Consider the following 13811-nt stretch of genomic DNA (forward strand, 5'->3'; position numbering starts at 1 on the left):
CAAAGCCAATCTTTTAAATATGCTATTATAAATTTTTATAATCTGGTAAAGTTGGTCTTGTGCGCAATCCTTCAGCAATAATCGCTAAAACTCTTTCTCTTTCTGCTCCTTGCAATGGTAATCTTGGCGCACGAACATATTCTGAACCAATTCCTGTTGCAACTTCTGCCAATTTAATATTCTGAACTAAAAATGCATTAATATCCAATTCTAATAAAGGTAAGAACCATCTATAGATTTTCAACGCTTCATCAAATCTTCCCGCTTTTGCCAATTTGTAAATTGCCACTGTTTCTTCAGGGAAAGCGCAAACCAATCCAGAAACCCATCCATCAGAACCCATAAATAAGCTTTCTAATGCTAATGTGTCTACTCCTGATAATATTTTTAAACGATCTCCAAAGCGGTTGATCATTCTAGTTACGTTAGAGATATCTCTAGTTGATTCTTTTACTGCTTGAATGTTATCGTATTTTAATAATTCTTCAAACATATCTAGAGTAACTTCAATTTTATAGTCGACTGGATTGTTGTAAACCATAATAGGAAGAGAAGTGTTTTTTGCCACTTCACTATAAAAAGTAACCGTTTCAAAATCAGATGCTTTGTAACGCATTGGAGGAAGCATCATTAATCCTTTTGCTCCATCTTGTTCAGCTTTATTAGCGGCCAAAATTGCATTTTTTGTAGACTGCTCTGCAATGTTCATAATTACAGGCACTTTATTTTCTGTTAGTGCAACAGTATGTTTTACTAATTCTCTTTTTTCCTCCTCTAAAAGCGTACTGGCTTCACCTAAAGTCCCTCCTAAAATAATTCCTGAAACTCCAGCATTTAATTGTGCCTTCATATTAACTTCAAACATATTGAAGTCTAATTTGTCATCTGCAGTAAATTTTGTAGTTACCGCTGGCATAACGCCATTCCATTGAATACTCATAATTTTAATTTTTTATTAAGGCCAAAATTATCTAGAAACAACAGAGCGCACCCTTTAAAAATTACCACAAAATGATACTATATTACCCTCTATAGTGGTAAATTTTAAAAAACTGAACATTATAGCATCATTTTTTTATTCAAATACAATATATTTGATCATAACTAACTAACCACTATATGAAAGTTTTCCCATTTAAAATTCCAAAATCTGGAGAAGATCCCCTTATATATCAAGAAGATATCGAAGTATCATTCTATGATAAACTTCATCAGCATGAAGAAATTCAAATTAGTTTTATAGAAAAAGGAGAAGGAGCCGTTTTTGCCGGTGATACTATTTCGCAGTATCATGAAGGCGATATACTCGTAATTGGAAGCAATTTGCCACATGTTTTTAGAAGCGACATTCAAGAAAATGTAATTTCTGTAATGCGTACTTTATTCTTTACATTCAATTCGTTCGGAAGAGATTTTTTTGAATTGCCTACTTTTAGAAATATCCATCCCATTCTAGAAAGCAGTAAAAACGGATTCATAATTCATAACGCGCCCAAAAAAGTAGTCAAGTATTTTAAGAAACTAAAAAAAGCTGACAGCTATACCCGTTTTATATTATTTCTGGATATTTTAAAATGGCTCTCAACATCAGAAACTACTCCGCTTTCTAATTATTTATATCAAAAGAAAATAACAGATAACGAAGGAAAAAGAATGCAGATTGTGTTTGAATATGTAATGACCAATTTCCACAAAAATATCACGCTTGATGAAATTGCTTCGATTGCCAGTATGACCAAAAATGCCTTTTGCCGGTATTTTAAAGTCCGGACCAACAAGTCTTTTTTTCAATTTCTAATTGAAGTACGAATTGAGAGAGCGGCAAAATTATTATCTAATAATGAAGAACTCTCTGTTTTGGAAATTGCCGAATTATGCGGTTTCAATAATATTTCCAATTTTAATCGAAAGTTTAAGGAATTAAAACAGCTTTCGCCTTTACAATATAGAAAACTGAATTTGTAATATTTCATGTAGATTTTAAATGATTAAAGCAGATCAAAAAAATCTATAAAATCTGCTAAATCTGCGAGAGAAAAAATTGCTCGCAAAGTCGCCAAATCGCAAAGTTTTTTTTAGCCACAGATTATCAAGATTAAAAGGATTTTAGAAGCTGTGAGAGAAAAAAACATTCGCAAAGACACAAGGTAGAGACGCACTGCAGTGCGTCTAATGTATTGCAGATATACGTTGCGTAGACGCACTGCGGTATATCTCTACAGATTAAACTTTCTCTTATATCATAAAAAGGCTTTGATTTCATCAGAAATCAAAGCCTTTTTTGTTATTTACGAAAAATAATCATTCTTACTTAACTTCACCTTTTTCAGGCTGTAAGTCCTCTAGAATTGGAGTTTCGGTCGATTTCACACTTGTTTGAATTTTGTCATTTTTTTGTTCAAAAATTACAATTTCATTAGTTCCCTCCTTCAGCCAACATCCTGGCACATATAAGGTTTGTTGTGGCCCAACACTCCAGTAACGTCCAATATTGATTCCGTTGATAAATACAATACCTTTACCCCAATCACGCATATCAAGAAAAGTATCTCCTTTCTTAGTCAAATTAAAAGTCCCCTGATAAAGAGCAGGCTGTCCCGCTTTTGCATTGTTTTTGGCCTCAACAAGATTTGGCATTTTATCCATTGGCAAAGGATACATATTCCAGTCGCCAGTTATGGTTTGCCCGTTGATGATTACAGGCGAAATTATACCTTTTGTACTATTTATGATTTTTGCTCCATAATTAATACGCCCCATGTTTTCAACGATAATGTCTAAAGTTGCATTAAAAGGAACGTCAATCGTACATTCATAGTTTTTGTAATAACTATTCAACTCAGCAACTTTTTGTCCATTAACATAAACAATAGCATAATCGCGAAGTCCTTTTAGCTCTAATTTCCCGCTAATAGGCTGTTTGAATTTTTTGCTGTACCAAACATAACCGTACCCTTGATTCAATTCTTCAAAAGTCATCGGTTTTTCATTGTTTACCGGTTTAATTTTATTCTTCAACGATTCTAAAGCGACTGCTTTAGTTAATTTGATTTCTGGTATTGCAATGACATTAATTTTTGCGGGAACATTAGGTGTATTTGCTGTTTTTAATAAATCTCGAAGAGCATTATACTTTTCGGTTGCCCAGCCCGCCTCACTAATTGGAGCGTCATAATCATAGGAAGTTAAATCAGGTTGAATGTCATGATTTCCGTCATAATTAGCACCAGAGGTAAATCCGAAATTTGTTCCTCCATGAACCATATAATAGTTAAAAGAAACGCCAGCATCAAGATACTTTTTAGTTTGTTTTGCCACTTCTTCTGCACTTACTTTTGGAAAAGGTTCTGCCCAATGATCCAACCAGCCCGGATAAAATTCGGCAACCATATAAGGCCCCTTTCCTCCATTAAATTTGTTTACTACTTCTTTTAACTTCGTAACATCGTCTTCTCCGTTAGCCGTTGGCAAAGCCCCTGGAAGTGCACCTTCAGCAAATAACCAGCTTCCGTCTGATGTGAAAAATGGCACATTAAAACCTACATCTTTTAACTGTTGGAAAACCGCAGCGCTATATTTTTTATGTTCCTCTATCGAAATATCTTTGCGTTGCGCAACATACGAACCAAATTCGTTTTCGCCCTGAACCATGATAATTGGTCCGCCATTGGTTACCAGTAAATTTTTCACCTGTCCATAAAGTGCTGTGAAATATGCTTTTGTCGCTGCCAAATACTGTTTGTTATTTCCTCTAATTACCATGTCTGGTACTTTTTGTAAAAACCAAGGATAGCCACCAAACTCCCATTCGGCACACACATACGGACCAGGACGCAATATTACATAAAGCCCTTCTTCCTGAGCGATCTTGATATACTCAGCTACGTTTCTATTTTCGGTTTTAAAGTCCCATACTCCGGGAGCGGTCTCATGATAATTCCAAAAAACATACGTTGCCACGGCATTTAATCCCATGGCTTTCATCATTTGCAAGCGATGGCGCCAATATTCTTTAGGAATTCTGGCGTAATGCATCTCGCCACTATGAATTTGAATAGGCTTGCCGTCTAATACAAAATTGCTGTCTTTAATAGCAAATGTATGTTTTGTTTGCGCATTTGCTTTTCCGACCAGCAAAAGGAAAACAGATAAAATAAAAAGACTTTTTTTCATTTGATGATATTTAGATTATTATATATTTTTTTAAAACACTGTTTTATTTCAATTTTCTGTTATTATTAATAGGGTTTACTTTGGTTCATTTTCGTACTTATGGAACCTCTATAAAAATTTCTCATTTACATTGGAACACCGTATAATTCTATGTCTTTGATTGCTGCTTTACTATTCTCAGGCTGTACATCCAAAATAATTACTCTCACATATTTTATGTTTTCATACTTAAATAGTAAAGGTTTGTAATCCTGACCAGAAACTTTTATTTCCTTAAACACATTAGCCCATTTTGCACCATCTTCTGAGACTTCTAGAGAATAGGTATACCAATCGCTATCTTTTCCCCAAACGATTTTACTTCCTTGCAACATCATTTTTTTTCCCAAATCTATTTGCATTACAACTGGTAAATCTTTTTTTGAAGACGACCACAATGTCGACGGATTTGCGTCTAAAATATTCTCCAATCCTTTGTTATCGATTTTAGTTGAAAAACTTACTTGATTTGCAACAAGTTTTATGACTGGAGGCAATGCTTCTGATTTTGTTTTATTTGAAAATGACTGCTCACTACTGGTTTCTTTCTCTTCGTCCCACTTTGCATGATCACCGTCGGGAACATATTCTCCTTGGTATTGAACCGTTTTAATAACTGTTTTGGCTGATTTAAGCCCTTGACTGGAAGCTGTTATTACAATATCTCCAGCTTGATTCGTTGTCTGGATTATTCCATACCCGATTCCGCCCTCTGTTTGTTGTGTAGCTATTTTAACGCGTGGAATATTTGCGCCAATCAATCTTCCGTTTCCTAAAACTTCTACATTAACTTGATACGTTTCTAATGCATTTTTATTACTGAGAACAGTTCCGTTTTTATCACAAACTTTAATATAAAAAGGAACCATATCAGAGCCATCGGCGATTGGATTAATTCCACGATCTGCGACTTCTATTTCAAGATGATCGGCTTCTCCCGGAGTTTTAATAGCATGAGAACAAACAACTTTTTTATCGATTATCCCTTCCGCCTTTAATTCACCAGCTTGATAACCTTTTGTCCTAAACTTAAAATACGGGCTTCCGCCTTTGGCTGATACAAAAGGAGCTGTTTTGGCATTCTCCCTTCTTGTCATTTCACCGACAAATACATCATTTCGATATAATCGAACCTTATCACAATTAGAAAAAACAGTTATAACCGAATCCAGATCTGGGCGATTATTGTAACTGGCCACATATACCATTGGCCCATAAACAGAGTTACGAGCATCCTGCATCGCTTTAAGCTGATAGTATCCAAATTTTTCGTAACGGTCTATATCGACCACTCCGCTAAAAGCCGTGATGCTATCGGTTCCTCTCGTGTAATCGTTGTAACTCCACAAGAAATATCCTCCAATTCTTTTATTGGCATCGAGTCTGGCATGATCCCAGTAGGCGCCTTCTTCTTCGAGCATACTTCCGTTAAGTGCATTTTGTCTTAAATAACATTGTGCTAAAAGTCCTTTTTCGGTATAAATTCGCGAAGCTCTAAGTCCATTTTCTTTTTCAGGATCTGCCATCCAAGTGTCCCCCCATTCACGAGTAAGTGAAGGCATTGTAATCATAGGATCTGTACCATCTTCGTTAATTACTTTGTAACTTACATCATAGAATTTTTTCCCTTTTGCAAAGAAATCATCAGAAGTAAACATTTGATCGTTTGGCATTTCCTGATGCGCAATCTTTACTATTTCTTTTGCCCAATAATCTGGTGTAGGTGATTCGTTAAGAGAAGTTTCCCATAAAAATACCGAAGGCCTATTACGGTCTCTTCTAATCATTTCTCTCACATTTTGATGCGTGCGTGCTATAAAAACAGAATCTTTATTAAAAAACTGCCAGCTCGGCTCACATTCAACAACCAGCAAACCAATCTCGTCACAAGCATCTAAAAAAGCTGGAGATTGAGGATAATGAGACGCTCTTACAGCATTAAACCCTCCTTTTTTGATTTGTAAAGCATCGCGGTACTGCATCGAATTTGATGCTGCATCTCCAATATTCTGATAACTTTGATGGCGGTTTGCTCCACGCAGATAGAGCTTTTTGCCATTGATATAAAAACCGTCTGCTTCTCCTGTCGGTGATTTAAAAGAAATAGTACGGACTCCTATTTTTGTTGTCTTCACATCTATAAGCTCTTTTCCCTCATAAATTTCAGAAACGACTTGATACAAATAAGGATGATCCGGATGCCATAATTTTGGCTTTAAAACAGTAAGATTTTGCAAAAAGTTTTTTTCTCCAAAAAAAGATTCTACAGTGCTCATCTTTGCAACTTCTACTCCCTCTTTATTCCTAATAGTTGTTTTTAAAAGAACTGGTTTATTTTCTTTGGTCTGATTGACAACATGTGTTTTTATGGTTACTTCTGCTTTATCATTACTCACTTTTGGGTACGTAATAAAAAGTCCTCCTCCTGCAATTTTATTTGCTTCGAGCGGATCTGAGACATACAGTTTATTTGTTACAATAAGATCTACATTACGATAAATTCCACCATAATAGTAAAAATCCAATCCGGATTGTGGTTTTCCTGGAGGTGTCAATGGATCATTTTCACTAGAAACTCTAACGGCCAAAACGTTGTTATTATCATACTTAGCCTTATTGGTTATATCGATCACAAAACCAAGGTAGCCACCATAATGCGTTGTAAGTTTTTCTCCATTCAAAAACACTTCACAATTCATTTGAACACCTTCAAAGCTTAAGGTGATTCTTTTGTTTTGATTCTGTTTATCCAATTTAAAATAACGGCGATACCAGCCAATTCCCTGATAAATGGCATTGCCTCCATTGTGTTTTTTTTCAAGACGCATGGTATGCGGAATACTGATCGAAGCCCAGTCTTTGTCCTGATAATTTACTGTTTCTGCTCCCTTGGCATCACCTCTAAAAAAAGCCCAGTTGGTATTTAAATTTAAAGCATTCCTAGGATTTTTAGCAGATACCGTTATTCTTTTTGATGCTGACTTCTGAGCAAATACTCCTACATTATTCTGCAAAAAAAAGAGGCATAACAGAACCAAATATTGATTGATTTTGAACATAATCATTTTAATTTTTAGGACTAAACAATCTTCAGCTTATAAACCCTTAAACAGTTCTTTGCTGATATAAATGTTATACTCTTTTATTTGTCCGTTTGGAGAATTTTGACGTGGAAGAAATTTCATTCCGCCAATGCTTTTAATATTCCCTAAATCAATTACGATCTGATGAGGGAACCTGTCTTCTGTTTCTGAATATTGCGTATGCCAATACGTGGTACTTTGCAAATCAAACACATTATCTGCCTTTCCGTCTTCGCTTTCTATTTCTTCGCTGTCAGCATAAACCACTTTCCATTTGGCACGCGGAATTTCTTTTCCATTTTCGTCAAAAAGATATAATTCGGCTAAACAAGCGTAAGGGCTTTTTTCCTGATATCCGTTTAAAGCTTCAAAACATACATAACGTCCATTTACACTTTTAAACTTTGCTTCCTGCCATTCAATCGAAGGTTTAGCTTTACCAATAAATGCAGGCACCTGATTTTGCAACTGCAATTTTTGATTCTCTTTTTTGTGCTTTGTTCTTACTAAAGAAGGCGCTAAAGCATCAAGTATAGGAAGCTCCATTCCTGACAGTATATTTTTTGAAGGCCCCATATAGTCTAAAACAACCACCTCGTTATTTCCTTTTTTAAGCCAAGGTCCTGGAACATACATAGATTGCGTAGGTCCAATATTCCAAAATCTCCCTAAACAATGCCCGTTTATCCAAACCAAACCTTTACCCCAAGTAGATACATTTAGAAATGTGTCGCCTGTTTCATCTAGTGTGAAGTTTCCTTTATGAAAGGCTGGCATTGTTGTATTTCCTGTTTCGAATTTTAAATGGTCAGGAGTTTTGTTATTGTTTAAGGCAATTGGAAAAACTTTCCAGTTATATAAATCAATACTTTTTGAATCAATATCGGTTAGAAATACTTTTTCAGTAATACCTTTTCTATCATGTAATGCACCGCCATAATTTACTCTGCCCGTTGCTTCAACCAAAATATCCAAAACAGCTCCTTTTCTTGTGGCAGGTATTTGACAGCTGTTTTCTTCTTTTCTTCGGTCAAGACTTGCTATTTTTTTTCCATCAATAAAAATCCATGCATAATCATGTATTTCTTTTATGTTTAAAGTAGCTGCTTTTCCTCCCTTCAATGTTGTTCGATACAAAATACTTCCGAATCCCTGATTGTATTCTTCCATGTTCTGCGGAATTCTGTCTTCAATAAAATCAGGCAGATTAGAAAATAAAGGGGCTATTTTTGTCGTCGCAAATTCTGGTATTTTGATGACTTTATTTCTCGCAGGAACTTCTGGCAATGTTTCTCCTTCCTGCAAATAACCTGCAAATAGTTTACGCAAAGCATAAAACTTCTCTGTATCCCACCCTGCTTCACTTATTGGAGCATCATAATCATAGCTTGAAGTCTGAGGCAAATAAGGAGGACTGTTAGCACCTGTCCACATTCCAAATGTAGTACCGCCATGAGCCATGTATATACTGAAAGACGCTTTATGGTCTAACATATATTTTATTTCTTTTGCTACATTGTCAACAGAACCCGTATGATGCTTAGTTCCCCAAGAGTCAAACCAACCGGGATAATATTCTCCGCACATTAAAGGACCTTTAGGACGAATTTCTCTTAATGATTTAAAAGCCGATTCAGGATTTCCTCCAAAGTTTACTACACTAAAAATATCCTCTCTCACATCATTTTTTAACTGTGAAGGCCCATCACAAGTAAAAAGCGGAACAGTAAAACCTGCCTCTTTCAAATAATCTCTTATTTTACCCAAATATTCTTTATCTGTTCCATAAGAACCATATTCGTTCTCTACCTGAGTCATTATAATATTGCCTCCGTTATTGATTTGATATGGAGCCAAAACGCGTCCGACCTCTTTTAAATATATGCGACAGCGCTCCAAATAATAAGGATCTTGCGTGCGAAGTTTAATGTCTTTCTTTTTAAGAAGCCACCACGGAAAACCGCCAAAATCCCATTCTGCACAAGCATAAGGCCCCGGACGCAAAATAACGTACAATCCCTCTTGTTGTGCCAGTTTGCAAAATTCAGCGGCATCAGCCATTCCTGTCCAGTTAAATTTTCCCGGTTCTGGCTCATGCATATTCCAAAACAAATAGGCGCAAACCGTATTTAATCCCATCGCTTTTGCCATTTTTAAACGATGCACCCAATATTCTTTAGGAATTCTTGCAAAATGCATTTCACCACATCTTACAACATATGGCTTTCCGTTAAGCATGAAATCATTTTCTCCTATTTCGAAATTGGCTGTCTGATTTACTGATAGTTGACTTGCTGTTTTATTTTGTGATGAAGCTGTTCCTACAATAAACAGCAAGGTTAAAAGTGCAATTGTGTTTTTCATTATTACATTTTTTAGACAGATCAATAATTGATTTTACCTTTTTTATGATTAAAGAACTGGTTATAATACTAAACCACTTTCTACTAATCAATATTCTCTTACTTCCATTCCTTTTATCTCTGCACCATTTATGGTTTGGCGAAGCTGAATGCTGATGACATTTTTTTCGTTCTTTCCAAAACGAAGCCAGCATTCCGGCAAATAGAATTCGCGTTGCGGCCCCGCCTCCCAATGTCTGCCAATATTATGTCCGTTCAAATACATATAGCCATTACCTGAAGCATTAATTAAAAGTTTCCATGTTTTTTCAGCATCAGCATTTTCGTTAAGTTCAAATTCTGTTCGATACCACGTAACTAAATTATTGGGATCTGCTTTAACTGGAGCTCCGTTTCCTTTCTTCAAAAGTTCTGTAGTGGTGTCAAGATTAATTTTTTTCCATTTAGAAGTTTTCAATTCTGGTTTGGTAAATCCTGCTGTAATACCCCCTAAATCTTTAGCAATTTCCCATTTCAGTTCGAAGTTTATTTTAGCCGTAGAATCAGATAAACCTGCACGTCTTATACCCGCCAATTCTTCCATTGGCATATAACCATGTGCATGTCCTAAGTTTTCATAAACTACTATAATTTCGTTGTTTCCTTCTTTCAATAATCCCGACACGTCAAACTGATTGTCAAACACCTCTGATCCAATACGGATAAAACAATCACGGGTTGGCCAAGATTGCGCATCGGCTTTATCCGGAGCTATTCTTTTGGCCATTTGCCCATTTACCTCTGCATTAACAATGTCACGGGTAAACATATTGAACAATAGCTTATTTTGACTAATTGCCTGTTCTCTTGTAAGTGTAATGCTTGTTTTATAATAGCTGTATCTAAAATCATTTACTCCGTTTTCTGAAAGCGAAGTTGCTGCTTTCAAAGGCTCCCATACCGCACTTTCTTTCGGATCATCTTTCATTAATACTTTTGAAATACGAATGCTTTTCTGAGCTGAATTCTTTTTTTCAATAGTATTATTCTTTGGCCACCACTCGCCTTCCGAAGGATTTTTTCCGGGCGGAATTACCAATACTTTTGCATCGAGATCGGCTAGTTTGAAATCAACATCCAAGGCAGGAATATTTACAATTTCTTTTGAATTTGCTCCTGTCGTTTCAATTAAGACTTTCTCCCCATTCTGATTAATGTTATAAATTGGCTCGCTGCTTCTATTGATTTTTCCTGGAATAAGAGTTACTTTTCCTGATATCGGATTTTTATCATCTGTATTATGCAGGAAGACAAATTTTGTTCCATCGGCAGCCATACGAACTCCACCAAAAAGATTTTTCGGAGCTGGTTTCCCATCTATACTCAAATCACATGGTCCGCCTTCAGATTGCATTAATTTTGTGCCATATAATTTTAAGAAATCTCCAATTTCTTTTGCAACGTAATATTTAGCACTTAGATCTCCATTTTCTCTAATGGGTGCATTATAATCGTATGAAGTTGTCATGCCGCGGGCTCCCCATCCTTCAAAATGGGTTCCGCCAAAAAACATATAAGCATTTATTCCAGAAGCTCCTCCTAATAAACTCATTAGATTGATTGCTTTGTAATGACGCGCATCTGAATAATTATCTTCGCTCAATCTTCCATTAACCAAAGAAAACCATCCACCCTGAAGTTCGGTTACAAATCCAGGTGCATTAGGTTGTTTATTTCTCAGATCTGCCATTCTAATAGCACAACCCGGAGCTTCATTAAGACCTACATAATAATTATCACAATCAAAAACCTGAGAAAGTTCGACATCTTTACTGTTACGACATTCATTGGTCAGACAAGTAAACATCGGTATATCAATTCCGTTTTCTTTAACTGATTTGTAAAGTCCTTTTAAAAGAACTTCTTTGTTTGAGGATTCATCAGCATCGTATTCGTTTTCGATCTGTAACAGAATAATGCCTTTTTCTCCTTTTGCTTTACGCGAAATTTGTTCGTTTTCTAATGCTTTGCATACGGCACTATACCAATGCTGTGACCACTTTATATGTTCGGGATCGGCACTGCGAAGCCAAAAAGTTTCTTTTCCCGGACTGTATTTTGCCAGCCATTGCGGATAACCGCCTCCTGACCACTCAGCACAAATAAAAGGCCCCGGACGAACAATGGTATAGAAACCAAACTCTTCGTGCGCCATTTTTAACCAAGCCAGTAAATCTGTAAAATCAAGTTTAGAATAATCGTTAATATTGTCTGGCATTTCACGTTCATGCCAGTTCCAGGGCACATAAGTCTCGACAGTATTAAAACCAGCTTCTTTGATTTTTTTAAACCGGTCTCTCCAAAGTTCTTTTGGGCAACGGAAATAATGGAATGCTGCACTATAGGTAAAAAATTCTTTTCCTTCAATATACATTCCTTTTCCGTCATAACGAACGCGTTCAGGATGCGCAAATTTTTTCGGAACTACTGATGCTTCTTCTTTTTTGAATGCGTTTTCATTATTGAAATGAAACCAGTTAAAATCGGCAAATCCATCCACGCCTGCAGTTGTGGTACTAAAACTAAACAAAGCAAAACGATTGGCTGTCCAGTCTAAACCAAGTCCCATTTTTAAAGTATTCCCGATAGGCTGAAATTTTTTGCCATCAGTACTGTATTCAAAAGTTGCGATATAGTTCTCATGCGTTACATTGGCTTTAAGCCAAACGGTATTTCCTGTAAATTTTACTGATGTTATGATAGTATCATTATTAACCATCACCAGATTTTTTTCTTTTCCTTTTTGTTGTACAGCTACATACGCATAAGGAACCTGAAAAATACCAAAACCAGCGGTATTTCCATCCTTTAAACCCTTCACATTCATTTCTACAGTTCCTGTTGAATATGGTCCTTGAACTCTTTGGGTTAAAGTATTTTGGGCTTCGTAAAGTTTACTGGCTTTCAACGCCTTTAATCGCATATAACCTTTATGCTCTTTAAGTGACCATTTTTTATCATTTGGATTGTGATTCCACTGCCATTGTAATCCAAGATTTGAATTGTTGAATTCATCAGATGCAGCAGGAACTTTGATCGTAGATGTTTCATTGACAATAGGCTTTTTATGCGTTTCCACTCCTTTGCCGTTAACACCTAACATTGGCCATCCATCAATCCAAGTCACAGGTTCTAAATTTGGCGTACGGCCAATTGGCCCACGATCCTGCATAATGATAAACCACCATGATCCGTCTTTTAACTGCACCATTCCGCCCTGATGCAAACCGTTTCCGGGATAAGTATGATCATCATTAATAACTACTTTAGATTCATAAGGCCCATAAATATTATCAGATCTCAAACAGACTTGTCGGCCTTTTGTGCCACCTGTAGAACCCAAAATGTAATATTTTCCATTTACTTTATACATATGCGATCCCTCGAGATAAGGATACTCTCGATTATCGTAAATTTCTTTTTGAGGAGTTTTAACAGATAAAGCATTGGCATTTAGTTCTGTTATATACAATTTTTGCTGTCCATGTGCCACATATACTTTTCCGTTATCATCAAAAAACAAACCTGGGTCATATAAATATTCTGGAAAAATAGTTCTAGTCCACGGACCATTGATATTTTTTGCTGTACATATCGAAAAATTCCCTTTTTCTTTATCCCAGTTTGGCGTACAAAACCCGACATAAAACAATCCGTTATAATGACGAATTGTCGCTGCCCAAGAACCTCTCAAATATCGGTCTCCTCCTTGTAGATTGTAGCGTTGATCTTCATTGTATTTATCTACTGCATAACCTGCCATTTCCCAATTGACCAAATCTTTCGACTTTAGAATTGGACATCCGGGCACATAATGCATACTGGTAGAAACAAAGTAAAATTCATCTCCAACACGAATCAAATCAGGATCGGGCCAATCACCCCACAGCAATGGGTTTTTAAAAGTCCCGTCGCCATTATCGGGTGTCCATATTGGCAATGTTGTTTGTGCTGTAAGTATTGTTGTTTTTGCAGAAAAAACGAAAAGCAACAACAGAAATACTTTTTTCATAAATGCATTTTATTAAAATTATCTATCTGATAGTTCGCCATAGCATCAACAATTCTACAATAGAACTTTTATGCTTTTGATTTTTTAGTTTCTCTACTTTTA

The 13811-nt window shown here is 36.1% G+C and carries 6 protein-coding genes; 1 reads left to right on the forward strand and 5 read right to left on the reverse strand.

What is annotated here, in order from left to right; genetic code table 11:
• Nucleotides 1–25: 25 nt before the first annotated feature.
• Nucleotides 26–940 carry a dihydrodipicolinate synthase family protein gene (locus PQ463_RS06970; protein ID WP_274256945.1) on the reverse strand — a complete coding sequence of 305 codons (915 nt, stop codon included), beginning with the start codon at nucleotides 938–940 and terminating at the stop codon, nucleotides 26–28.
• Between the two features lie 179 nt (nucleotides 941–1119).
• Here PQ463_RS06970 and PQ463_RS06975 point away from each other — a divergent pair, with 179 nt between their 5' ends.
• Nucleotides 1120–1965, forward strand: coding sequence for an AraC family transcriptional regulator (locus PQ463_RS06975; RefSeq protein WP_111376567.1), 846 nt, complete (start codon nucleotides 1120–1122; stop codon nucleotides 1963–1965).
• A gap of 342 nt (nucleotides 1966–2307) precedes the next feature.
• On the opposite strand, the gene PQ463_RS06980 is transcribed toward PQ463_RS06975, so the two are convergent.
• From PQ463_RS06980 to PQ463_RS06995, 4 genes are all read right to left on the reverse strand, one after another.
• The gene (locus PQ463_RS06980; RefSeq protein ID WP_274256946.1) at nucleotides 2308–4173 is read right to left on the reverse strand and encodes a glycoside hydrolase family 35 protein; all 1866 of its coding nucleotides are present in this window, start codon (nucleotides 4171–4173) and stop codon (nucleotides 2308–2310) included.
• A 125-nt stretch (nucleotides 4174–4298) separates the two neighbouring features.
• Nucleotides 4299–7271, reverse strand: coding sequence for a glycoside hydrolase family 2 TIM barrel-domain containing protein (locus tag PQ463_RS06985; protein ID WP_274256947.1), 2973 nt, complete (start codon nucleotides 7269–7271; stop codon nucleotides 4299–4301).
• Nucleotides 7272–7307: 36 nt separating this feature from the next.
• Nucleotides 7308–9659 carry a beta-galactosidase gene (locus tag PQ463_RS06990; RefSeq protein WP_274256948.1) on the reverse strand — a complete coding sequence of 784 codons (2352 nt, stop codon included), beginning with the start codon at nucleotides 9657–9659 and terminating at the stop codon, nucleotides 7308–7310.
• Nucleotides 9660–9746: 87 nt separating this feature from the next.
• The gene (locus PQ463_RS06995; RefSeq protein ID WP_274256949.1) at nucleotides 9747–13709 is read right to left on the reverse strand and encodes a beta-galactosidase; all 3963 of its coding nucleotides are present in this window, start codon (nucleotides 13707–13709) and stop codon (nucleotides 9747–9749) included.
• Between the last annotated feature and the right edge of the window lie 102 nt (nucleotides 13710–13811).

The sequence above is a fragment of the Flavobacterium sp. KACC 22763 genome, assembly GCF_028736155.1.
Lineage (GTDB): Bacteria > Bacteroidota > Bacteroidia > Flavobacteriales > Flavobacteriaceae > Flavobacterium.

Coding starts and splice junctions, on each gene's coding strand:
- PQ463_RS06970 (WP_274256945.1), bottom strand. CDS start 940: ATGAGTATTCAATGGAATGGCGTTATGCCAGCGGTAACTACAAAATTT.
- PQ463_RS06975 (WP_111376567.1), top strand. CDS start 1,120: ATGAAAGTTTTCCCATTTAAAATTCCAAAATCTGGAGAAGATCCCCTT.
- PQ463_RS06980 (WP_274256946.1), bottom strand. CDS start 4,173: ATGAAAAAAAGTCTTTTTATTTTATCTGTTTTCCTTTTGCTGGTCGGA.
- PQ463_RS06985 (WP_274256947.1), bottom strand. CDS start 7,271: ATGTTCAAAATCAATCAATATTTGGTTCTGTTATGCCTCTTTTTTTTG.
- PQ463_RS06990 (WP_274256948.1), bottom strand. CDS start 9,659: ATGAAAAACACAATTGCACTTTTAACCTTGCTGTTTATTGTAGGAACA.
- PQ463_RS06995 (WP_274256949.1), bottom strand. CDS start 13,709: ATGAAAAAAGTATTTCTGTTGTTGCTTTTCGTTTTTTCTGCAAAAACA.